The following is a 21,115-nucleotide window of genomic DNA, read 5'->3' as shown; positions in this document are numbered from 1 at the left end:
CCGACCAGCAAACATTAGGTTAGCCTTGCCTAATTCGGCCACTCCGGTGGTGCAAACTACCCCCATGCGAAGAGCGCCCCGCGAACCTTTGGGCCCCCACGCCCTGGTCATAAACGCAGAACGCCCCGACCCCCCTCTCCGCTTCGAATCGACGACCGGCGGCCGATTCCTCCAACCCGCCCAACTGGCCGCACCAATACGCGAGATGGCTGGAGACGGCCCCGAACGGCCCCCTCCACACCTCCCGTTGGCACCTGTACACCCGCGACACCTTCCCCCCGTACGTCTGGCAGCCCCCCGACCTCGTCCGCACCTGGCCCACCGCCCACCTCGACTGGTCCGCCCACGGCTGGCACGGCGTCGTCCCCCTGCGCCCCCTCTCCCCGCCGGACGCCCCGCGCGTCAAGGCGTACCGAAGGCGCGCCCGTGAGGGCATGCTCGCGCCGGTTCTCCTCTGGTGGGTCACGGCGTTCGACGGCTGGTTGTTGCTGGACGGGCATGACCGGGCGGTGGCGGCGTTGGAAGAGGGCGGGACGCCGTCGTGCGTGGTGCTGGTGAGGGTGCCGGACGAGGAGGACTGGCGGAGGGAGTCGGCAGAGCTGATGGAAGGTCATGAGGGGGCGGGACGGGGCGAGTTGGACCTTTCGCCGCATCGGGACGCCCGCCTCGCCGACATCCTCGCCGCCCTGCCGTACGAAGAGGCCCGTACCCGGTCCTGGCCCCTCCCCGGTGGAGCCCCCGCCTGGGAGCGGATGGCCCTCCGGGCGGTGTTTCAATTCCCGGGTGACTGATTACGACGTCCTCCGCGTCTTCTGCGCCCCCGGCGGAGGGTATGGCAATGAACTCGGTGTGATCCGGGACGGTTCGCGGATGCCCGGGCGGGAAGAGCGGCAGGAGCTGGCGGCGAAGCTCGGCTTCAGCGAGACCGTGTTCGTGGACGACCCCGAGCGCGGGGTGATCGACATCTACACCCCGACCCTGCGGCTCCCCTTCGCCGGACACCCCTGTGTGGGCACGGCCTGGCTCCTGGACGTCCCGGAGCTGGTGACCCCGGCGGGCGTCGTCGGTGCCCGGCTGGACGGCGAGTTCAGCTGGATAGAGGCGAGGGCGGAGTGGGCCCCGCCGAGAACCTTCCGCCAGTACGCGACCGCCGCCGAGGTCGACGACCTCCCGATACCCCCGCCGGGGGAGTGGATCTACGCGTGGGCGTGGCTGGACGAGGCGGCCGGCCGTATCCGCGCGAGAGCCTTCCCCGGCCGCGACGACGGCATCGAGGAGGACGAGGCGACCGGCGCGGCGGCGATCCTCCTCACGGACCGGCTGGGCCGCGCCCTGAACATCACCCAGGGCGCCGGCTCCCAGCTCCTCACGGCCCCGCAGCCCTACGGCTGGGTCGAGGTCGGGGGCCGGGTCCTCCTGGAGCGCTGAGCGGGCGTCGTACGAGATGACAAACAAGGAACCGGTCCGTGATCGGGGGAAGGGCGGGATACTGGGGGTGACCGTCCGCCGGGAGTGACGGGAGTGAGGAGAACCCATGACACGTCTCCCGCTCAGGACCGTGGCCGAGATCAGGGCCGCGTTGAGGGAGGGCCGGGGGTTCCCCGGAGACAGGGAGGACTTCGAGGCCGATCTGGCGCATGCGCTGGAGGAGGCCACGGAGAGCGACCTCGGCGCGGTGGCCTCGGTGATCGTCGACTACCGGGGCCGTATCCGGCTGTACTCGGACCCGGGGTTCGAGGATGCCCTCCGGGAGGGCCTCGACATCGCCGCGAGGATCAAGAAGGGCGAACTGGGTTGAGTCGTGCGGTAGCCGTCGTGTCGGAGGTGGCGGCACACCGGCTGGAGATGCTCGGCCCGGTCGCCCGCCAGGCGGTCGAGGGTCTGCTGAAGGAACTGGAAGCCGCCCCGAGGCTCGGCGTCCTGCGTCATGTCTGGACCGACGGGCAGCAGGAGGTCTACAAGACGAAGCTCGAACCCCGTGCGGGAATGCCGGGCCTGGCGGTCGCGTACGTGTACCTTCCGCAACCACCCCCGGCAGCGGCCGTGATCATAGCGATCACCCCCGACGACCCCGCCGAAGAGCCCTGGCTCTGACCCCCCGCCCACCCCTCACGCACTCACCGCGAACTCCTCCCCGAGCCCCCGGAACACCCCGGTGTTGAGCGCGAACGCCCGCTTGCACTCGCCCACGATCCGCTGCTTCTCCAGCTCGTCGGCCGGCACGGCGTCCAGCAGCTCCCGGTACCCCCGCTTGAAGGCGGCCGGATTCCCGATCCCCTCGAAGACGTAGAACCGCACGCCGTCGCCCTTGCGCTCGAACCCCCAGGTCCGCTCGGCCTTGTCACGGATGATCTGCCCGCCGGAGAGGTCCCCGAGGTACCGGGTGTAGTGGTGGGCGACGTACCCGCCGGGCCACTCCTCGGCGCACTCGCGGACACGATCCGCGTACGCCTGAGTGGCCGGCAGCGCCGAGAGCCCCGTACGCCAGTCCGGCCCCCGCAGATGCGCGAGGTCCCGCTCCAGCGCTCTGAGCCGGAACAGCTCCGGCCGCACGAAGGGCCCGGCGACCGGGTCGCCCGCGAGCCGCTCGGCGCCGGCCTCCAGCGCCTCGTACACGAACCACAGCTGCTCGGTGTAGCGGGCGTACGCGTCGACGCCCAGCCGGCCGCCGAGCAGGTCGGACATGAAGGTCGAGGTCTCGGCCTCGACGTGTGCTTCGTGGGACGCGGTGCGGATGACGGTCGAGAAGGAGTCCATGGCCCACATCTTGTTAGGTAAGGCTTACCTGAGTCAATAGGTTTCCCGACGGTGTGTCGGGAAAGTTGCCGACACGCTGTCGGTAAAAGCGTACAGAGAAAGACCCGGCCCCGCGAGAGGCCGGGTTGTGGAAGCGGTTACGGCAACGTGAGGATGTCCGCGCCGGTCTCCGTCACGACGAGCGTGTGCTCGAACTGGGCCGTACGCCTGCGGTCCTTGGTGACGACCGTCCAGCCGTCGTCCCACATGTCGTACTCGTGGGTCCCCAGCGTCAGCATCGGCTCGATCGTGAACGTCATGCCGGGCTGGATGACGGTCGTCGCGTGCGGGCTGTCGTAGTGCGGGACGATCAGGCCGGAGTGGAACGAGGAGTTGATGCCGTGCCCGGTGAAGTCCCGCACCACGCCGTACCCGAAGCGCTTGGCGTACGACTCGATGACCCGGCCGATGATGTTGATCTGCCGGCCGGGGCGGACGGCCTTGATGGCGCGGCTGAGGGATTCGCGCGTGCGCTCCACGAGCAGCCGGGACTCCTCGTCGACCTCGCCGACCAGGTACGTCGCGTTGTTGTCGCCGTGGACGCCGCCGATGTAAGCGGTTACGTCGAGATTCACGATGTCGCCGTCACGCAGCACCGTCGAGTCCGGGATGCCGTGGCAGATGACCTCGTTGACGCTCGTGCACAGGGACTTGGGGAAGCCGCGGTAGCCGAGCGTCGAGGGGTAGGCGCCGTGGTCGCACATGTAGTCGTGCGCGACCTTGTCGAGCAGGTCGGTCGTCACACCGGGCGCGATGTGCTTCGCCGCCTCCTCCATCGCCCGCGCCGCGATCCGGCCCGCGAGACGCATCGCCTCGACCGTCTCCGGAGTCTGCACCTCCGGGCCGGTGTACGGCGTCGGCGCGGGCTTGCCGACGTACTCGGGGCGCCGGATGTTTCCGGGGACGGAACGGGTGGGAGACAGCTCCCCTGGTACGAGCAGCGACTGGCCTGACATGACGACGAGTCTAACGAGCGGGGATGGGGGACCATGTCCGTGGTGAAAGGAGCCCCGAGATGGCCCTCTTCAAGAAGCGCACGGTCGGCAAGCCCGGCGAGTGGTTCTACTGCCTGGAGCACAAGAAGGTCGAGGAGGGCCCCGACTGCCCCGGCAAGGACCGCTTCGGCCCCTACCCCACCCGCGCGGACGCCGAACACGCCATGCAGACCGCCCGCGAACGCAACCTCCAATGGGAGAACGACGCCCGCTGGAACGACGGCGCGGGCGCGGACGGCGGGACCGGCGAGGCCGCGGGGAGCAGCGGCGACTCGGCGGGCAGCAACGACTGAGAACGGTTACGACGTCTCCGCCCCCGCCGCCTCCCTCTGCTCCCGTACCCGCAGCGCGTGCACGTCCGTCCGGGCGTCGTACCGCAGCAGCGCCGGCAGACAGAGGGACAGCAGCCCCACCGCGCCCACGCACAGCACCCCGCCCGACCAGAGGGACGTCCGGATGCCGAACCACGCGGCGAAGGAACCGGAGCGGACCTGGCCGAGCGTCGGGCCGACGGAGTAGGACAGCAGCTCGATCCCGGCGAGCCGCCCCCGCAGCTCGTCCGGGACGGTCTGGTTCCAGATCGCCGACCGGAAGATCCCGCTGACCATGTCGACCCCGCCGGCGACGGTCAGCAGGAGCAGCACCAGCCACACGTCCCGCACCAGCCCCGCCCCCGCGACGGCCACCCCGAACAGCGCGGACGTCAGCACCACGACCGCCCCGTGCCGGTGCACCCGAGAGGTCCACCCACTCGTCAGACTCACCAGCAACGACCCCAGCGGCAGCGCCGCGTACATCAGTCCGAGCGCCCACGGCGCCCCCAACTCGTCCGCCAGGAACGGCAGTAGCGCCAGCGGCATCGCGAAGAACATCGCCGCGAGGTCGACCGCGTACGTCCCCAGCAGATCCTTCCGCCCCCACGCGTACCGCGCCCCCTCCAGGATCGCCGCGAGCGACGGCTTCACCGCCTCGTGCGACGCCGGGGACGCCGCGACGCCCGCCATCAGCAGCACCGACACCGCGAACGTCACCAGATCCGCGCCGTACGCCCAGCCGAGCCCCGCGTAGGCCACCACGAGCCCCGCCAGCGCCGGCCCCGCGACCCCGCCGATCGTCCGCCGCAGCGAACTCAGCGCGGCGGCGGCCGGGAGGTGCTCGTGGGCGACGATCCGGGGCCACAGCGAGTCCAGCGCGGGCCGTTGGATCGAGGTGAGGACGGCCGTCAGCGCGGCGATCACGTACAGCGGCCACACCCTCGGCGTCGGCAGCAACGCGTTGCACAACAGCCCCGCGCTCAGCACCCCCTGCCCGGCCTCCGTCCACACGATCAGCTTCCGCTTGTCCACCGCGTCGGCCAGCGCACCCCCGTACAGCCCGAACACCACGAGCGGCACCAGCTCGACGGCCCCGATCGCCCCCACCGCAGCCGCCGACCCCGTCAGCTCCTTGATCTGCACCGGCAGCGCGACGAACGTCAGGAAACTCCCGAACGACGAGACCAGCCCCGACAGCCACAGCAGCCGGAAGTCGCGGGAGTCGTGCCAGGGGCGGAGATCGGGGAGCAGGGCGGAGAGAGTCACGAAGAGCCATGCTCAGGACACCCGGCCCGGCACAGCAAACGCTTTTCCGTACGTTTCCCCGGCCCCGTCACCTCCCCCGCCCCGCCACCTCGCTCCCCGCCCGCCCCGTCACCTCACCACGCCGCCGGCGGCGGAGCCGTCAGGGCCTCCGCGACCCGGGCCAACCGGTCCCGGAACCGTCTGCGGCCCCGTCCGGGGACGACCGTCTGTTCGCCGGCGCCGGCGCTGACCAGGTGTTGCACGGTGTCGAGGTCCAGTTCGGCGCCCTCCGGTACGTCGAGGGTCTCGTGGGCCAGGGAGCCCAGTTCGCCGCCGCCCGGGCCGAGGGCGAGGACGGTCACCCCGGACCGCCGGGCCGTGTGGACGCGTTCCAGGAGGGGCGCGGGCTCCGTGGGGGCCACGACGAGCAGGGTCTCCCCGCGCCGGGCCCCCTCGATCCGGCCGGGCCCGACCGCGAGGTGCGCGGGGTCGCTGGGGCGCGCGCCGTGCCGTACCAGCGTCGGGGCCAGCTCGGGCGTACCGGACCAGGCGGCCTCGTCCACGAGGTGCGCGGCGAGGTGCCAGGGCTCGTACTCCGGGGTGCCGACCAGCAGCAGCCCGCCCCCGTGCGTCACCACCGACCCCCGTAGTACCTGGGCGAACCTCCGGGTCGTACCCAGCCACTCGGTCCCGGCGAGCACTTCACGCAGCAAGGCGACACGTACGGCGTCCATGGGGGCGCATCCTGCCGCAGGGGACCGGGGCCGGCCGGAGGTACTACGGGTATTCACCCGTCCGGGTAGCGCGAACCGGCCGCCCCCTACGGGTACTACGGGTCGCCCCCTGCGGGTACTACGGGTACGGCCCGACCCGGGACGCCCGCCCGCCTCGGCGCCGCGAAGTCGTAAAGTCGGCCCATGACCTCTACGGACAGTGCACACAAGCCCGCCCCCAAGGACCCCTGGGACCTCCCGGACGTCTCCGGACTGGTCGTCGGGGTACTGGGCGGGACGGGCCCGCAGGGCAAGGGGCTCGCCTACCGGCTGGCGAAGGCCGGCCAGAAGGTGATCATCGGCTCGCGGGCCGCCGAACGAGCCCAGGAGGCGGCGGCCGAACTCGGCCACGGCGTCGAGGGCGCGGACAACGCGGAGACCGCCCGCCGCAGCGACGTCGTGATCGTCGCGGTGCCGTGGGACGGGCACGGCAAGACCCTGGAGTCCCTGCGCGAGGAACTCGCCGGCAAGCTGGTCGTGGACTGCGTCAACCCGCTCGGCTTCGACAAGAAGGGCGCCTACGCGCTGAAGCCGGAGGAGGGCAGCGCCGCCGAGCAGGCCGCCGCGCTCCTGCCGGACTCGCGGGTCGCCGCCGCCTTCCACCACCTCTCGGCCGTGCTGCTCATGGACCGGGAGATCGCGGAGATCGACACCGACGTCATGGTCCTCGGCGAGGAGCGCGCCGACGTCGAGATCGTCCAGGCGCTCGCCGGGCGCATCCCCGGGATGCGAGGTGTCTTCGCCGGACGGCTGCGCAACGCGCACCAGGTGGAGTCCCTCGTCGCGAACCTGATCTCCGTGAACCGGCGGTACAAGGCGCACGCCGGGCTGCGCGTCACCGACGTCTGAGCGGATGGGGGACACTGGTCGTCGTAGTACACCGGTGTCCCCCGACAGGAGCCCATGGTCATGCCCCGCCTCGCCCTCTACACCCTCGCCGTCTGCCTGCTCGCCGTCGCGGCGGCAGTCGTCTCGTTCGTCCAGGGCAGTCTGCTGGGGATCGTGTGGGTGCTGCTCGCGGGGCTGTCGTCCAACATGACCTGGTACTACTGGCGCCGCGCGAAGGCCGAACGGCAGGCCGCCGCGGGCTGATCGACCGGTCCGGCCGGGCTAGCCGGCCGAGCAGAACTCGTTCTGCCCCTGCCAGAACCGGTACAGCTCCTGGCCGCAGTACGTCGACAGCTCGTCGATGCCGAGGCTGCGCAGGATCGAGTCGATCACGTCGAAGAAACCGTTGTTGATCGACGGCACCCACAGCACCGCGAACACGAACAGCAGGCCGAACGGCGCGAACGGCTCCACCTGGCGCTTCACGCTGTACGGCAGCCACGGCTCGATCACGCCGTACCCGTCGAGCCCCGGCACCGGCAGGAAGTTCAGGATCGCCGCCGTCACCTGGAGCAGCGCGAGGAACGCGAGCGCGAACCGGAAGTCCGCCGGCACGCCGTCCAGCGCGTCCAGCCAGAACGGCGCCGTGCACACCACCGCGAACAGCACGTTCGTCAGCGGCCCCGCCGCCGAGATCAGGCTGTGCCGCCAGCGCCCCCGGATGCGGCTGCGCTCGATGAACACGGCTCCACCCGGCAGCCCGATCCCGCCCATGATCACGAACACCACGGGCAGCACGATGCTCAGCAGCGCGTGCGTGTACTTGAGCGGGTTCAGCGTGAGGTACCCCTTGGCACCCACCGTGATGTCCCCGCCGTGCAGCGCCGTGCGGGCGTGCGCGTACTCGTGCAGACACAGCGACACGATCCACGCCGCCGTCACGAACAGGAACACCGCGACCCCGGGCGTCTCCGCGAACCCGGTCCAGGTGGCCCACCCGGTGACCGCCGTGACGGCGAGGATGCCCAGGAAGACAGGGCTGATCCGCCGGTCGCTGTGGCGGGAGGTGGTGCTGGTCATGGGGTCGGGCTCCTGGCTAGGGCGGGATGTACGGGTAGACCGTACAGGTGATGTGTGACGAACGTCCGATGAGCGGCCCGGGTTCCTAGGGGGAAACCCGGAGGCGCGTCAGGGGCGTCCACAAGGACAATGGAACCCGTGCGTTATTGCGTTCTCGGCCCCACTCAGGTTCTGCGTCCCGACGGCACCGCGTTGGCGGTGGGCGGGGCGCGGTTGCGTGCGTTGTTGACGGTGCTGGTCCTGCGGGCGGGGCGGACGGTGTCCGTGGGGTCGCTGGTGGACGAGGTGTGGGCGGGGGAGCCGCCGGCGGACGCGCAGGGGGCGTTGCAGGCGCTGGTGGGGCGGCTGCGGCGGACGCTGGGGGCGGAGGCGATCGCCTCCGTGGACGGCGGGTACCGGCTGGCCGTCGGCTCCGACGACGTCGACGTGTTCCGGTTCGAGCGGCTGGCCGGGGACGGCGTGCGCGCGCTCGCCGACGGCGACCCGGCGAAGGCGGCGGTCCTCCTGGAGGACGCCCTCGCGCTGTGGCGGGGGCCCGCGCTGGCCGACCTCCCGGACCGGTCGGCGGAGGCCGCGCGCTGGGAGATGCGGCGGCTGGACGCGGTCCGGGCCCGGCACTCGGCGGCCCTCGCGCTCGGCCACGCCGAACAGATCCTCCCGGAACTGACGGCCCTCTGCGACGGCCACCCCCTCGACGAACCCCTCCAGTCCCTCCGCCTGCGCGCCCTGCGCGACGCCGGCCGCACGGCCGAGGCCCTCGCCGCGTACGACGAGGTCCGCACCCTCCTCGCAGACCGCCTCGGCACCGACCCGGGCACCGAACTACGCGCGCTGCACATGGAGTTGCTGAACCCGACGGGGGGCGCGCGACCGCGAGGGGCGCGGCCGGGGAGTGGCCCGGCGGCCGGTGACGGGGGCTTCGGCGGCGCTCCGGCATCCGACGGCGGGGGAGTGGCAGGCGGCCGGGCACCTGCCGGCCGCCCCGTATCCGGCGGCGAGGCATCCGGCGCGGTCCCCGCATCCGGCCCCGCCTCCGCGCCCCCCTCCCCCTCCGCACCCGGCACCGGAGCGCCCGGCGACGACCCGGCGGCGCCCTCGCCCGCACGCCACCCCGGCACCCCCACCCACGTCGTCCCCTCCGAGCCCCCCGGCCACATCGTGCCCCCCGTCCACCTCGCCTCCCCAGAACCCCTGACACCCGTAGTACCCGTAATACCCCCGACCCCTCCCGGCCACGTCATCCCTCCCACCCACCCCGACCTCACCCCGTACAACCCCTACACCCAGCCCACCCCCCACCAGACCCCACCTCCACCCCCGCCCGGCAACCTCCGCGCCCGTCTCACCTCCTTCGTGGGCCGTGAAGCCGACATCGCCACCATCCGCGGCGACCTCGCCACCGCCCGTCTCGTCACCCTCCTCGGCCCCGGCGGCGCGGGGAAGACGCGGCTCTCGCAGGAGGCCGCGGAGACGGTCGCCGCGCGGGACGGGGTGTGGCTCGCGGAACTCGCCCCGGTCTCCGACCCCGCGGCGGTCCCGCAGGCGGTCGTGACGGCGGTCGGCGCCCGGGAGACCGTGCTGTACGGCGCCGGCGCGGAGGAGTTCCGTGCGGCGGGCGAGCGGCACGACGACCCCGTGGAACGGCTGGTCGACCACTGCGCCCGGCGCCGCATGCTGATCATCCTCGACAACTGCGAGCACGTCGTGTCGGCGGCGGCCCACCTCGCGGAGGAACTCCTCGCCCGCTGCCCTGAGTTGACGATCCTCGCGACGAGCCGCGAACCCCTCGGCGTCCCCGGCGAACTGCTGCGCCCGGTCGAACCCCTCCCGGAACCGGTCGCGTTGCGCCTCCTCGCCGACCGAGGCGCCGCGGCCCGCCCCGGCTTCCGCACCGCCGACGACCCCGAAGCCTGCGCCGAGATCTGCCGCCGCCTCGACGGCCTCCCCCTCGCGATCGAGCTCGCGGCGGCCAGGCTACGGATCTTGACGCCCCGTCAGATCGCCGACCGGCTCGACGACCGCTTCCGCCTGCTGACCTCCGGCAGCCGCACGGTCCTGCCCCGCCAGCAGACCCTGAGGGCCGTCGTCGACTGGTCCTGGGAGCTGCTCGACGAGGACGAACGGGACGTCCTCGGCCGCCTGTCGGTGTTCGCGGGCGGCTGCGACCTCCCCGCCGCCGAGGCGGTCTGCGGCCCCGCCGCGCTGGACGGCCTCGGCTCCCTCGTCGACAAGTCCCTCGTGGTGGCGGCCCCGTCACCCGACGGCACGATGCGCTACCGCCTCCTGGAGACCGTCGCCGAGTACGCGGGCGAACGCCTCACGGAGTCCGGCGCCCGCGCCGCCGCCGAACGCGCCCACCTCACCCACTACCGCGAACTCGCCCGCACCAGCGAGCCGTTGCTGCGCGGCCCGCAGCAGGTGACGGCGATCCAGCGCTTCCAGGCGGAGTACGAGAACCTGCGCACGGCCCTGCGCCGCGCGGTCGACGCCCCCGACGAGCAGGAGGCCCTCAGCCTCGCCCACGCCCTCCTCTGGTACTGGCAGATGCGCGATATGCGGATCGAGGCGCGGAACTGGTTCAAGGAGGTCACCGAACTGGGCCCCGACCCCTTCGAGGGCCCCGAACCGCAGCACGCCGAACCGGTGTGGGAGCGCGTCACGGCCCAGGCCCCGCCCTTCACCGGGGAGTTCCTCGCCGAGGCCCGAAGAGGCGCGCACCTCACCCATCTCGCCTACATGGACACCGAGTTGGAACTCTGGCAGACCCCGGAGGCGGAACGCAGACTCGCGCTCATCAAGGACACCTACGACCCCGGCCTGCCCCAGCTCTGCTGGATACCGGGCCTGCACGCGTTCTACGCCGTGATGCTGAGCGGCGACATGGACATGGTCCGGGACATCCTGCACCTCAACATCCGGATCTGCCGTGAACACCCCGCCCTCGAATGGGACCTGGCGTTCAACCTCCAGCTCCGCGGCAACTTCCTCGCCAACCGCAGCGACTGGGCCAGCGACGGCGCCCGCGACGCGGACGAGGCGCTGGACATCTTCCGCCGGCACGGCGACTCCTGGGGCGCCGCCGAGTCGCTGTCGGCCCGCGCGGAGGCGTACGAGCGGCTCGGCTTCCACCAGAAGGCCGCCGCCGACTACCGCGAGGCCATGGTGCACGCCGAACGGCTGGGCGCCCGCGCCCAGTTGACGATCCTGCGGGTGCGGTTCGGGAACGTCCTGCTGGAGGGCGGCGACCCGGCCGAGTCGGCGGAGGGCGAGGCCATCCTGCGCGCCGCGATCACCGAGTCCGAGGGGTACGTCAACGAGGCCCGCCCGGCCGCCCGGCTCTTCCTCGCCGCCTGGCTCGGCGAGACCGGCCGCCGGGGCGAGGCCCGCGACCAACTCCGGGAACTGCGCGAGGACTTCGCGCTCGCGTCGTTCATGGTCTTCGAGGCGTTCATCGACGGCGTCGAAGCCTGGCTGGACGCCGGCGACGGCCGGGTCGACCAGGCGCTGATCACCGTACGCAGGGCGCTGACCGCCTCCGGGGCGCCGCTGTCGATCGTCATCGCGCCGCACATGCGCGCGCTCTATCTCTGTACGGCCGCCTACGTCCTGACCTGTACCGAGGACCCGGGCCGGGCCGCCGACGCGGCCCGCTGTCTCGGCGCGAGCGACGGCATGCTGCCGCCCGGCCACATCGCCCTGCGCCAGGAGCGGATGCAGCGCGCGGACGCGGAGGCGCGGGCGCGGCGGCTGCTCGGCGACGCCGGGTACGAGGCGGCGTACGCCGAGGGCGGCGGCCTCGGTTACGAGGAGGCCACCGCCCTGGTCTGACGCGCGCGGGACGTGCACGCGGGACCCAACGCGCGGGACGTGAACGTCAGGTCTTCGTACGGAACTTGTGGATCGCGATCGGTGCCATCACGGCGGTGATGGCCGCCGACCAGCCGAGCGTGATCCACAGGTCGTGGGCGACCGGGCCGCCGACCATCAGTCCGCGCGCCGCGTCGGCGAGCGTGGAGAGCGGGTTGTAGTCGGTGAACTTCTGGAGCCAGCCCGGCATCGAGCCGGTCGGGGTGAAGATCGACGAGCCGAACTGGAGCGGGAACAGCACCAGGAAGCCCATCGCCTGCACCGACTGCGCGTTCTTCATGATCACGCCGAGCGTGAGGAACACCCACATGATCGACGAGGCGAACACGGTCGCCAGCCCCACCGCCGCGAGCAGCCCGGACCAGCTCGTGATGTCGAACCCGACCAGCACCGCGACGATCATCAGGACGGCCGTCGCGAACAGCATCCGCACCAGCTCCACGGCGATCTTCGCGAAGAGCACCGAGCCGCGGCCGATCGGCAGCGAGCGGAACCGGTCCATGACACCGGAGTTGAAGTCCTGGCTGAAGCCGGTGCCGACGCCCTGCGACAGCGTCATCGACATCATCGCGATCATGCCGGGGATGACGTACTGCACGTACTGGTCCTGGCCGCCGCCGAGCGCCTGCCCGATCGAGCCGCCGAAGACGTACACGAACAGGAGGGTGAAGATCACCGGCATCAGCAGGGCGTCCGCCATCGACTCCGGGTCCTGGCGAATCCACAGCAGGTTGCGGCGGATCAGCGCGCCGGTGTGCCGCAGGTGCGACCTCAGCGGGATGCGGTCGTCGACGGCGTGAACGGTGGCGGCGCTCATACGGCGACCTCCTCGCGGGGTTCGGCGGGCGTGAGGTCCTCGGCGGCACTGGCGCGGTGGCCGGTGAGGGAGAGGAACACCTCGTCCAGACTGGGCAGTTCGGTGGCGATGGACGAGATGGTGATGCCGCGCGCGGTCACCGCGCCCACCACGGCGGTCAGTTGCTCGTCACTGAGGATCGGGACCAGCAGCGTGCCCGTCTCGGCGTCGACCGTGGTCTGGGCGAGGCCGGTGATGCCGAGGTCGTCGAGCATGCGGGCGAGCGGGGTCAACTCGGCGGAATCCAGGGGCTTCACGCGCAGGGTCCGGCCGCCGACCTTCGCCTTCAGCTCGTCCACCCGGCCCTCCGCGACGACCTTGCCGCGGTCGACGACGGTCAGCTCGGAGGCCAGCTGCTCGGCCTCCTCCATGTACTGGGTGGTGAGCAGGACGGTGACGCCGTCGCCGACCATCCGCTTGACCTCGTCCCACACCTCGTTCCGCGTGCGCGGGTCGAGGCCGGTCGTCGGCTCGTCGAGGAAGAGGACGTCGGGCTTGCCGATCATCGACGCGGCGAGGTCGAGGCGGCGGCGCATACCGCCGGAGTACGTCTTCGCCGGGCGTCTGGCGGCTTCCGTCAGCGAGAAGCGCTCCAGCAGTTCGTCCGCCCGCGCGCGGGCGTCCTTGCGGGGGAGGTCGAGCAGACGCCCGATCATGTAGAGGTTCTCCCAGCCGGGCAGCTTCTCGTCCACCGAGGCGTACTGGCCGGTCAGCCCGATCACGCGGCGCAGCTGCCGGGGCTGGCGCAGGACGTCGTACCCCGCGACCGTCGCCTCTCCCGCGTCCGGCCGCAGCAGGGTGGAGAGGATGCGGACGAGGGTGGTCTTGCCGGCGCCGTTCGGCCCGAGCACGCCTCGTACGGTCCCTTCCCGGACCTCCAGATCGACTCCGTCCAGCGCCCTGGTCTCGCCGTAGTGCTTGACCAGCCCCCGTACGGTGACGGCGCTTCCCCCGCCGCTGGGCTTGATGTCGGTTCGCTTCATGTCCTCCACACTGACAGGCGGCACCGACAAAGCGCCGACAGGCGACCGACAGCGGGCCCTCGGCAGGTGTCGGCGGGCTTATCGGCGGATGAACCGGGTCAGCGTCACGCCGTTCGTGAACGCCGTCCGCTCGGCCGCCTCGAAGAGCGTCGGGTCGAACTCCCCGTCGAACGCCGGGATTCCGGCCCCCGCGACCACCGGATAGCTCTTGATCACCAACTCGTCGATCTCCGGCAGCAGTTGCCCGGCGAGTCGCCCGCCCCCGCACAGCCAGATGTCGAACCCGGTGTCCTCCTTCTTCAACTCCCGGACGAGAGCGAGGGGTTCACCGGGTACGACGGTGACGTCCGGGTGCGCGGCCGGGTCGAGGCTGCTCGACACGACGTACTGGCGCAGGTGGGCGTACGGGCTCGCGATCCCCGCGTCCAGGGCGGGCCGGTAGGTGCCGAGCCCCATCAGGACCGTGTCGTAGCGCCGGTTGGGCACGTCGGTGAGGCCCGCGCCCGCGCGCAGGGCCGTCGGGACGGTGTCGGGGTAGAGCGCGTTCGTCCCGGAGAGGTAGGCGGCGGCCTGCCCGGCGTCGCCGAAGGGGTAGAAGTCGTACTCGCCGCCGGGCCCGGCGATACGGCCGTCGAGGGAGAGGCCGACGTAGTAGGAGAGCTTGCGCAAACCGATCAACTCCAGTCGTAGTACTCTGCCTGTAGTGGTAAGGAAGTTAGTACTACACCTGGAGTGGTGTCAATGGCGAGACGGAACGACGAGCGCAGGGTCGCCCTGATAGACGCGGCCCTGGAGGTCCTCGCGCGCGAAGGGGCCCGGGGCCTGACCTTCCGCGCGGTCGACAAGGAGGCCGCCGTACCCCCCGGCACCACCTCGAACTACTTCCTCAACCGCGACGACCTGCTCACCCAGTCCGGCGCCCGCGTCTACGAACGCCTCCAGCCGGACGACGCGACGATCGCCCGCCAGCGCGCGGCGGGCCGCGACCGCGAGACGTACGCGGCGCTCATGCGCGAGCTGGTCACCCGCGTCTCCGCCTTCCGCACCGGCTACCTGGCCCTCCTCGAACTCCGCCTGGAGGCCACCCGCCGCCCCGCCCTGCGCACGCTCCTCACGGACCGCGTCCGCGCGGACGTCGACGCGAACGTCGCCTACCACGAAGCCTCCGGCCTCCCCGGCGACGCCACCGCCGTCAAGCTCCTGATGCTCACGCTCAACTGGCTGATCGTCGAACAGCTCACGCTGCCGGGGGTGTTCGACGAGGAGGAGCGGGAGGCACTGGTGACGGCGGCGGTGGAACGGATCGTGGGGGAGGGGTAGCCGGGGAGGGAAGTCGGGGAGGGGCGGTCAGTGCCGTACGGCCTCGGCCCGTTCCGGCATGTGCCCGGCCACGATCCGCTCGCGCCCGCCCTGCGACCCGCGCCGCAGGTCGACCGCGTACGCGACCCCCGCGACCCCCAGCCCCAGCACCGCCAGCAGCGCTCCCGCGACCGCCGGGGACGTCACCCCGAAGCCCGCCGCCAGGCTGAGCCCGCCGATCCAGGCGCCCCCGGCGTTGGCCAGGTTGAAGGCGGCCTGGTTGGCGGAGGAGGCGAGGGACGGGCCCGCGGACGCCTTCTCCATGACCATCAGCTGGAGCGGGGAGCCGGTGATGAACGCGGCGACTCCGAGCAGCGTCACCGCGAGCGCGGCGCTCCACTGGGCCGACATCATCACCGGGAACAGCGCGAGGACGGCGGCCAGGGACGTCATCCCGCCGAACAGGGTCCTCCGCAGGGAGTGGTCCGCGAGGCGCCCGCCGACCAGGTTGCCGACGGTCGCGCCGACGCCGAACAGGGCGAGCAGCAGCGTGACGCTGGTCTCGGCGAAACCGGCGGAGTCCGTCAGCATCGGCGTGACGTAGCTGTACGCCGAGAACAGCGCGCCGAACCCGGCGACGGTCGTACCGAGCGCCAGCCACACGGGGAGTGACTTGAGCGCGGCGAGTTCGCCCCGCAGGCCCGTGGCGGCGACCGGGCGCTGACGGTCGTGCGGGATGAGCAGCGCGAGGGACGCGATCGCCGCGAGGCCGATCACGCTGACGCCGAGGAACGTGGCCCGCCAGCCGAAGTGCTGGCCGACGAGGGTCGCGACGGGGACGCCCGCGATGTTCGCGATGGTCAGGCCGAGGAACATCAGGGAGACCGAGCGGGCCTTGCGCTCGGGGGCGACGAGGGTCGTCGCGACGACCGCGCCCACCCCGAAGAACGCGCCGTGCGGCAGCCCGCTCAGGAAGCGCGCGACGAGCAGCGAGTCGTACCCCGGCGCGAACGCGGAGAGCGCGTTGCCGGCGACGAAGAGGACCATCAGGCCGATCAGGACCTTGCGGCGGGACATCCGGGAGGTGACCGCCGCGAGCAGCGGGGCGCCGATGACGACGCCGAGGGCGTACGCGGAGACGAGGTGGCCCGCGCTGGGGACGGAGACGCCGAGGTCGTCGGCGACGTCGGGCAGCAGGCCCATCATCACGAACTCGGTGGTGCCGATGCCGAACGCGCCGATGGCGAGGGCGAGCAGGGCCAGGGGCATGGAAGGGCAACCTTTGCGAAAGAGGGCACGGAGGCACACGGGAGCGGTACGTTCATCGTACCGCTTGTTTGTTCACCTACGAAACAAAGGCCCCGGAGCCGCTATTCCCGCCCGCTACTCCTTGGTCAGGTCCACCCGCGCCGCCACCGGCAGATGATCACTCCCGGTCTCCGGCAGCGTCCACGACGACACCGGCTCGACCCCCTGCACCATGATCTGGTCGATGCGCGCCATCGGGAACGACGCCGGCCAGGAGAACCCGAACCCGCTGCCCGCCGCCCCCTGCGTGGACCGCATCTGGGACGTCACCGCGTTCAGCGAGCGGTCGTTCATCGTGCCGTTGAGGTCGCCCAGCAGGATCTTGCGGGGCAGCCGCTCGTCCGCGATGGCCTCCCCGAGCGCGTCGGCGCTCTTGTCCCGCTGCCGGGCCGTGAACCCGGCCTCCAGCTTCACGCGCACGGACGGCAGATGCGCAACGAAGACCGCGATCTCCCCCTCGGGCGTCTTCACCGTCGCCCGCATCGCCCGCGTCCACCCCAGCTTGATGTCCACGGCGGACACCGCACTGATCGGGTACTTGCTCCACAGCCCGACCGTGCCCTCCACCGCGTGGTACCGGTACGTCGGCGACAGCGCCTTCTCGTACGTCGACACCGCGGACGACTTCAGCTCCTCCAGCGCCAGGACGTCCGCCCCCGACGCGGCGACGTCCCGGGCCGTGCCCGCCGGGTCCGCGTTGTCCGCGTTCACGTTGTGCGTGGCGACGGTCAGGTCGCCGCCCGTACCGCTGCGGTCCAGGACGAGACCGCCGAAGAGGTTCAGCCACACCGCGACGGGCAGGAGCGTGGCGATCAGGGCCGTCGCCGACCTGCGGACCAGCGCCAGCACCAGCAGGACCGGCACGAACACCGCGATCCACGGCAGGAACGTCTCGATGAGGCTGCCGAGGTTGCCGTACCGGTTCGGGATCTGGGAGTGCAGCACCATCACGCCCGCGAGGAGCACCGCGAACACGCCGAGCACGATCCCGCGCCGCCAGACCCCCCGGTCCCGCCAGCCCGAGGTCAGACGGGTCACCAGGCGCCGGATGCGGTCCCCCCGACGTTCGGGCCCCGGCCCGCCGTCCGCCGTCTCCGTCAAGTACGCCTGCTGCGCCATACCGTGTCGCCTCACTGCCCGCCGTGCACACCGTCCGTCCCCCGTGTGTATGACCCTAGGGGATGAACGGCTCCGATCCGGCCGTCCCATGACGGCCGTATGGAGACTTGGACGAGGGCGGGGGTGCCGGGAGTTCCGTTCCCGCTGCTCGTGGCGGGGTCTGTGACGGGATACGGACATTCCGAATTCTCAGGGGGAGCTGACGGGACGTGTCTCTGTGGAGGGGCTGTTTTCCGGCTGTTTCTCCGCTGAGCTGACGGGTCGTAGCCCTTCGAGCAGAGTGTCCACGACGTCCTCCGCGATCCCTTCCGGGAGGTCCGCCTCGGGGCGCAGGATCGAGCGGGTCAGGAGGGGGCCGACGAACAGGTCGTTGATCAGGTTCAGGTCCAGATCGGCGCGGAGTTCGCCGTTCTCCCGGCCCCGGCGCAGGACTTCGAGGCCCATCCTGCGGCGGGGTTCGATGACGACGCTGTGGTAGAACGCCCAGAGTTTCGGGCTGCTCTTCATCTGCGCGTGCACGCTGTAGAGGAGGGCCGAGGAGCGGTTCGCCAGCCCTCTCCTGCGCAGCGCCTCCAGCAGGGTCACCAGGTCGTCGCGCATCGACGTGCCGGGGAGCGGGGGGTCCTGCGGTTCGGTCGCGCGGACCACGTCGACGAACAGTTCCTCCTTGTTGCTCCAGCGGCGGTAGATCGCCGCCTTGCCGACGCCGGCGGTGCGGGCGATGCGCTCGATGGAGAGTTCGGCGAGGGAGGCGCCGTCCTCCAGGAGCTTCATCGTGCCCTCGATGATGGCCCGCTCGACCGCCTCGCTGCGGGGGCGGCCTCGGGGTGGGGGGGCCTTGTCCGTGTCAGTCGTCATCTGGGGATTTTCGTTCATGTGGGGGATGGTGATGTTGCGTTGTGGGTGCGGCGCCGTCGTGGCTTGTCGCGCAGTTCCCCGCGCCCCTAAAAGATCGGTGCTCAGCCGCGTTTTGCCAACTGGCCCTCTTTTTGCTCCCCTTCGGCTCCCACCCGCGGCTTCCCCGGCAGGAACAGGGCGACGACCACCGCGCCGATCACGGCGACTCCCGCCCCCCACAACGCCGTCACGTGCATCGCGTGCAGGAACGCGTCGTTGGCCGGGTTCACCAACTCCCGCCCCTGCGGGCCGAGTTTCGCCGCCACGCCGAGCGTCGCCTCGATCGACTCGCCCGCCGTCTCGCGCAGCCCGGCGGGTACGGCGCCGAGGTGGTCGTGAATGCCGTCGCGGTACGACGTCGACAGCACCGACCCGAGGACGGCGATCCCGAGCGCCCCGCCGACCTGCCGGAACGTGTTGCTGAGCGCCGACGCGGAGCCGGCCTTCTCGCGCGGCAGGGCCTGCATGATGACGACGGACGTCGGCGTCATGATGTGCGCCATGCCGGTGCCCATCAGGAAGAACACGACCTCCAGCACCCAGATCGGCGTGTCCTTGTCGAACGTGGCGAACGCCACCAGCGTCCCGGCGATCACCACGAGCCCGCCGGTCGTCGTCGCCTTGTTCCCGAACCGCTCGACGACCAGCCGGGCGCGCGGGGCGAAGATCATCTGGGCGACGGCCAGCGGCAGCATCAGCAGGCCCGTCTCCAGCGGGGAGTAGCCGCGCACGCTCTGCGTGTAGAACACGGAGAAGAACGTCACGCCCATCAGCGCGAAGAAGACGAGCGCGATCGCCGCGATGGCCGACGAGAACACCTTGTTCTTGAAGTACGTGATGTCGATCGACGGGTGGTCGCTGCGCTTCTCGTGGACGACGAACAGGGCCAGCACCGCGAGCCCCGCGAGGATCGTCGCGAGGACGGTCGCGTCCGTGAAGTCGGCCAGCTCGCCGCCCTTGATGATCCCGTACACCAGAAGGACCAGGCCGACGACGGAGAGGGCGACCCCTAGGGGATCGATCCGGCCGGGGTTCGGGTCGCGGGAGTCAGGGACGAGCCACACCATCAGCGTGACGGCGACGATCACGATCGGGACGTTGATGAGGAACACCGAGCCCCACCAGAAGTGGTCCAGCAGGACCCCGCCGGTGATCGGGCCGATCGCGATCGCGAGACCGACGCCGCCCGCCCAGATGCCGATCGCCTTGGGCTGCTCGTCGCGCTCGAAGACGTTCATGAGGACGGCCAGGGTCGCGGGCATCACGAACGCCGAGCCGAGCGCCATCAGGGCCCGGAAGCCGATGAGTTGACCGGGGGAGGCGGACTCGGCGGCGAGCGCGGAGCCGATCCCGAAGACGACGAGGCCGCCGATCAGGACCTTCTTGCGGCCGATCCGGTCGCCCAACAGTCCCGCGGAGAACAGGAGTCCGGCGAAGACGAGCGTGTAGGCGTTGATCGCCCACTCCAACTCGCTCTGCGTCGCGCCGAGTCCGACCGGGGCCGGGGTGGAGATGGTCTTGATCGCGACGTTCAGGATCGAGTTGTCCAGCACGACGATCAGCAGGCTCAGCATCAGCACGCCGAGGATCGCCCAGCGTCGTCTGTGGACGGCCTCCGGTATCCGGGGTGCTGCGGGGACGGCAGGAGTGGTCATGGGTCGAGCGTAGGCGTCATTTCGATACGGCACCGATCCGTATCGTAAATCCTTACCTCTCTCTTACCTCGGTTCCTTGCCCACGGGGGCGCTCTGGCCCCGTAAGGGTCGAGGTGCGACCATGGGGGTGATCCGGGGACGCCGTAAGGGCGCTTCGAGATGACATGAAGGAGCCGTTGCCATGACGCAGCTTTCGGCTGCCCAGAACAAGCCTTCCGACGGCAGTAAAGCGCTGTACGGAGGGAAGGGCACCCGCCGCATCACGGTCCGCGACATCGCCCTCGCCAAGGAGCGCGGCGAGAAGTGGCCCATGCTGACCGCGTACGACGCGATGACCGCGTCCGTCTTCGACGAGGCCGGGATTCCGGTCATCCTGGTCGGTGACTCGGCGGGCAACTGTCACCTGGGCTACGAGACGACCGTACCCGTCACGCTCGACGAGATGACGATGCTCTCCGCGGCGGTCGTCCGCGGCACGACCCGTTCCCTCGTCGTCGGGGACCTGCCCTTCGGCTCCTACCAGGAGGGTCCGGTGCAGGCGCTGCGCTCGGCGACCCGGCTGGTCAAGGAGGCGGGGGTGGGCGCCGTCAAGCTCGAAGGGGGCGAGCGCTCCCACGACCAGATCCGGCTCCTCGTCGAGTCCGGTATCCCGGTCATGGCCCACATCGGCCTCACCCCCCAGTCCGTCAACGCGATGGGCTACCGCGTCCAGGGGCGTGGCGAGGAGGCCGCCGCCCAGCTCCTGCGCGACGCCAAGGCCGTCCAGGACGCCGGCGCCTTCGCCGTCGTCCTCGAACTGGTCCCCGCGGAGATCGCCGCCGAGGTGACCCGCGTCCTCCACATCCCCACCGTCGGCATCGGCGCGGGCCCCGACACCGACGCCCAGGTCCTCGTCTGGACCGACATGCTCGGCCTGACCTCCGGCCGCGTCCCCAAGTTCGTCAAGCAGTACGCCGACCTCCGCAAGGTCATGACCGACGCGGCGAAGGCATACGCGGACGACGTGGTCGCCGGAACGTTCCCGCAGGAGGAGCACTCGGTGCACTGACCGGGGCACGGGCTGGGCGGGCTGGCGGGCTGAGCGGCACCTGGGGGAGGCG

General features: G+C 71.4%; 22 protein-coding genes. 10 read left to right on the top strand and 12 right to left on the bottom strand.

What is annotated here, in order from left to right; genetic code table 11:
- The first annotated feature begins 434 nt into the window (after window positions 1-434).
- The 4 genes from ABZX85_RS33120 to ABZX85_RS33105 all read left to right on the top strand — a co-directional run bounded on the left by ABZX85_RS33120 (window position 435) and on the right by ABZX85_RS33105 (window position 2,094).
- Complete coding sequence (locus ABZX85_RS33120; protein WP_355876856.1) at window positions 435-791, top strand: hypothetical protein; 357 nt, start codon at window positions 435-437, stop codon at window positions 789-791.
- Window positions 784-1,428 (top strand): PhzF family phenazine biosynthesis protein, encoded by a 645-nt coding sequence (locus ABZX85_RS33115; protein WP_355876854.1) that lies wholly within the window; start codon window positions 784-786, stop codon window positions 1,426-1,428. Before ABZX85_RS33120 ends, ABZX85_RS33115 begins: the two co-directional genes overlap by 8 nt.
- 106 nt (window positions 1,429-1,534) lie before the next feature.
- Window positions 1,535-1,798 carry a DUF6247 family protein gene (locus ABZX85_RS33110; protein WP_355876851.1) on the top strand — a complete coding sequence of 88 codons (264 nt, stop codon included), beginning with the start codon at window positions 1,535-1,537 and terminating at the stop codon, window positions 1,796-1,798.
- A complete protein-coding gene (locus ABZX85_RS33105; protein WP_355876849.1) occupies window positions 1,795-2,094 on the top strand; it encodes a hypothetical protein in 300 nt (99 codons plus the stop codon). Before ABZX85_RS33110 ends, ABZX85_RS33105 begins: the two co-directional genes overlap by 4 nt.
- A 15-nt stretch (window positions 2,095-2,109) precedes the next feature.
- On the opposite strand, the gene ABZX85_RS33100 is transcribed toward ABZX85_RS33105, so the two are convergent.
- A complete protein-coding gene (locus ABZX85_RS33100; protein ID WP_355876846.1) occupies window positions 2,110-2,757 on the bottom strand; it encodes a biliverdin-producing heme oxygenase in 648 nt (215 codons plus the stop codon).
- 137 nt (window positions 2,758-2,894) lie between these two features.
- Complete coding sequence (map, locus tag ABZX85_RS33095) at window positions 2,895-3,752, bottom strand: type I methionyl aminopeptidase (RefSeq protein WP_355876843.1); 858 nt, start codon at window positions 3,750-3,752, stop codon at window positions 2,895-2,897.
- Between the two features lie 59 nt (window positions 3,753-3,811).
- Here map and ABZX85_RS33090 point away from each other — a divergent pair, with 59 nt between their 5' ends.
- Window positions 3,812-4,084: a hypothetical protein gene (locus ABZX85_RS33090; RefSeq protein ID WP_355876841.1), complete on the top strand. Its 273-nt coding sequence runs from the start codon at window positions 3,812-3,814 to the stop codon at window positions 4,082-4,084.
- Window positions 4,085-4,090: 6 nt separating this feature from the next.
- Here the strand turns inward: ABZX85_RS33090 and ABZX85_RS33085 are convergent, their stop codons facing one another.
- Complete coding sequence (locus ABZX85_RS33085; RefSeq protein ID WP_355876839.1) at window positions 4,091-5,371, bottom strand: MFS transporter; 1,281 nt, start codon at window positions 5,369-5,371, stop codon at window positions 4,091-4,093.
- 113 nt (window positions 5,372-5,484) lie between these two features.
- On the bottom strand, window positions 5,485-6,084 hold the full coding sequence (locus ABZX85_RS33080) for a hypothetical protein (RefSeq protein WP_355876838.1): 600 nt from the start codon (window positions 6,082-6,084) through the stop codon (window positions 5,485-5,487).
- A 183-nt stretch (window positions 6,085-6,267) separates the two neighbouring features.
- On the opposite strand from ABZX85_RS33080, the gene npdG reads away from it, so the two are divergent.
- Entirely contained in the window at window positions 6,268-6,972 is a 705-nt protein-coding gene (gene npdG / locus ABZX85_RS33075; RefSeq protein WP_355876836.1) for an NADPH-dependent F420 reductase, read from the top strand.
- Window positions 6,973-7,032: 60 nt separating this feature from the next.
- Window positions 7,033-7,215 (top strand): hypothetical protein, encoded by a 183-nt coding sequence (locus tag ABZX85_RS33070; protein ID WP_355876834.1) that lies wholly within the window; start codon window positions 7,033-7,035, stop codon window positions 7,213-7,215.
- Between the two features lie 18 nt (window positions 7,216-7,233).
- Here the strand turns inward: ABZX85_RS33070 and ABZX85_RS33065 are convergent, their stop codons facing one another.
- Window positions 7,234-8,031 (bottom strand): site-2 protease family protein, encoded by a 798-nt coding sequence (locus tag ABZX85_RS33065; RefSeq protein WP_355876831.1) that lies wholly within the window; start codon window positions 8,029-8,031, stop codon window positions 7,234-7,236.
- Between the two features lie 129 nt (window positions 8,032-8,160).
- On the opposite strand from ABZX85_RS33065, the gene ABZX85_RS33060 reads away from it, so the two are divergent.
- Window positions 8,161-11,859 carry a BTAD domain-containing putative transcriptional regulator gene (locus ABZX85_RS33060; RefSeq protein WP_355876828.1) on the top strand — a complete coding sequence of 1,233 codons (3,699 nt, stop codon included), beginning with the start codon at window positions 8,161-8,163 and terminating at the stop codon, window positions 11,857-11,859.
- Window positions 11,860-11,905: 46 nt separating this feature from the next.
- Here ABZX85_RS33060 and ABZX85_RS33055 read toward each other — a convergent pair whose 3' ends face one another.
- The 3 genes from ABZX85_RS33055 to ABZX85_RS33045 form a co-directional block, all read right to left on the bottom strand.
- Entirely contained in the window at window positions 11,906-12,715 is an 810-nt protein-coding gene (locus ABZX85_RS33055; protein WP_355876826.1) for an ABC transporter permease, read from the bottom strand.
- Window positions 12,712-13,737 carry an ATP-binding cassette domain-containing protein gene (locus ABZX85_RS33050; RefSeq protein WP_355876823.1) on the bottom strand — a complete coding sequence of 342 codons (1,026 nt, stop codon included), beginning with the start codon at window positions 13,735-13,737 and terminating at the stop codon, window positions 12,712-12,714. Before ABZX85_RS33050 ends, ABZX85_RS33055 begins: the two co-directional genes overlap by 4 nt.
- Before the next feature lie 78 nt (window positions 13,738-13,815).
- Entirely contained in the window at window positions 13,816-14,406 is a 591-nt protein-coding gene (locus ABZX85_RS33045) for a dihydrofolate reductase family protein (protein WP_355876820.1), read from the bottom strand.
- Window positions 14,407-14,478: 72 nt separating this feature from the next.
- On the opposite strand from ABZX85_RS33045, the gene ABZX85_RS33040 reads away from it, so the two are divergent.
- Window positions 14,479-15,057: a TetR family transcriptional regulator gene (locus ABZX85_RS33040; protein ID WP_355876817.1), complete on the top strand. Its 579-nt coding sequence runs from the start codon at window positions 14,479-14,481 to the stop codon at window positions 15,055-15,057.
- A gap of 27 nt (window positions 15,058-15,084) precedes the next feature.
- On the opposite strand, the gene ABZX85_RS33035 is transcribed toward ABZX85_RS33040, so the two are convergent.
- From ABZX85_RS33035 to ABZX85_RS33020, 4 genes are all read right to left on the bottom strand, one after another.
- A complete protein-coding gene (locus tag ABZX85_RS33035) occupies window positions 15,085-16,305 on the bottom strand; it encodes an MFS transporter (RefSeq protein ID WP_355876814.1) in 1,221 nt (406 codons plus the stop codon).
- Window positions 16,306-16,419: 114 nt separating this feature from the next.
- The gene (locus ABZX85_RS33030) at window positions 16,420-17,463 is read right to left on the bottom strand and encodes an endonuclease/exonuclease/phosphatase family protein (protein ID WP_355876811.1); all 1,044 of its coding nucleotides are present in this window, start codon (window positions 17,461-17,463) and stop codon (window positions 16,420-16,422) included.
- Window positions 17,464-17,652: 189 nt separating this feature from the next.
- Window positions 17,653-18,321, bottom strand: a complete 669-nt coding sequence (locus ABZX85_RS33025) for a TetR/AcrR family transcriptional regulator (protein WP_355876809.1) — start codon at window positions 18,319-18,321, stop codon at window positions 17,653-17,655.
- 101 nt (window positions 18,322-18,422) lie between these two features.
- On the bottom strand, window positions 18,423-20,015 hold the full coding sequence (locus tag ABZX85_RS33020; protein WP_355876806.1) for an MFS transporter: 1,593 nt from the start codon (window positions 20,013-20,015) through the stop codon (window positions 18,423-18,425).
- Window positions 20,016-20,196: 181 nt separating this feature from the next.
- On the opposite strand from ABZX85_RS33020, the gene panB reads away from it, so the two are divergent.
- Window positions 20,197-21,063 carry a 3-methyl-2-oxobutanoate hydroxymethyltransferase gene (panB, locus tag ABZX85_RS33015; protein WP_355876803.1) on the top strand — a complete coding sequence of 289 codons (867 nt, stop codon included), beginning with the start codon at window positions 20,197-20,199 and terminating at the stop codon, window positions 21,061-21,063.
- The last annotated feature ends 52 nt before the right edge of the window (window positions 21,064-21,115 follow it).

It is taken from the genome of Streptomyces sp. NPDC004539 (genome assembly GCF_040610055.1).
Classification (GTDB): domain Bacteria; phylum Actinomycetota; class Actinomycetes; order Streptomycetales; family Streptomycetaceae; genus Streptomyces.
Note: the sequence above shows the minus strand (reverse complement) of the source record. Positions and strands in the feature narration are given on the sequence as shown.

Coding starts and splice junctions, on each gene's coding strand:
- ABZX85_RS33050 (WP_355876823.1), bottom strand. CDS start 13,737: ATGAAGCGAACCGACATCAAGCCCAGCGGCGGGGGAAGCGCCGTCACC.
- ABZX85_RS33065 (WP_355876831.1), bottom strand. CDS start 8,031: ATGACCAGCACCACCTCCCGCCACAGCGACCGGCGGATCAGCCCTGTC.
- ABZX85_RS33030 (WP_355876811.1), bottom strand. CDS start 17,463: ATGGCGCAGCAGGCGTACTTGACGGAGACGGCGGACGGCGGGCCGGGG.
- npdG (WP_355876836.1), top strand. CDS start 6,268: ATGACCTCTACGGACAGTGCACACAAGCCCGCCCCCAAGGACCCCTGG.
- ABZX85_RS33055 (WP_355876826.1), bottom strand. CDS start 12,715: ATGAGCGCCGCCACCGTTCACGCCGTCGACGACCGCATCCCGCTGAGG.
- ABZX85_RS33120 (WP_355876856.1), top strand. CDS start 435: ATGCTCGCGCCGGTTCTCCTCTGGTGGGTCACGGCGTTCGACGGCTGG.
- ABZX85_RS33025 (WP_355876809.1), bottom strand. CDS start 18,321: ATGACGACTGACACGGACAAGGCCCCCCCACCCCGAGGCCGCCCCCGC.
- ABZX85_RS33040 (WP_355876817.1), top strand. CDS start 14,479: ATGGCGAGACGGAACGACGAGCGCAGGGTCGCCCTGATAGACGCGGCC.
- map (WP_355876843.1), bottom strand. CDS start 3,752: ATGTCAGGCCAGTCGCTGCTCGTACCAGGGGAGCTGTCTCCCACCCGT.
- ABZX85_RS33090 (WP_355876841.1), top strand. CDS start 3,812: ATGGCCCTCTTCAAGAAGCGCACGGTCGGCAAGCCCGGCGAGTGGTTC.
- ABZX85_RS33100 (WP_355876846.1), bottom strand. CDS start 2,757: ATGGACTCCTTCTCGACCGTCATCCGCACCGCGTCCCACGAAGCACAC.
- panB (WP_355876803.1), top strand. CDS start 20,197: ATGACGCAGCTTTCGGCTGCCCAGAACAAGCCTTCCGACGGCAGTAAA.
- ABZX85_RS33070 (WP_355876834.1), top strand. CDS start 7,033: ATGCCCCGCCTCGCCCTCTACACCCTCGCCGTCTGCCTGCTCGCCGTC.
- ABZX85_RS33060 (WP_355876828.1), top strand. CDS start 8,161: ATGGAACCCGTGCGTTATTGCGTTCTCGGCCCCACTCAGGTTCTGCGT.
- ABZX85_RS33020 (WP_355876806.1), bottom strand. CDS start 20,015: ATGACCACTCCTGCCGTCCCCGCAGCACCCCGGATACCGGAGGCCGTC.
- ABZX85_RS33080 (WP_355876838.1), bottom strand. CDS start 6,084: ATGGACGCCGTACGTGTCGCCTTGCTGCGTGAAGTGCTCGCCGGGACC.
- ABZX85_RS33110 (WP_355876851.1), top strand. CDS start 1,535: ATGACACGTCTCCCGCTCAGGACCGTGGCCGAGATCAGGGCCGCGTTG.
- ABZX85_RS33035 (WP_355876814.1), bottom strand. CDS start 16,305: ATGCCCCTGGCCCTGCTCGCCCTCGCCATCGGCGCGTTCGGCATCGGC.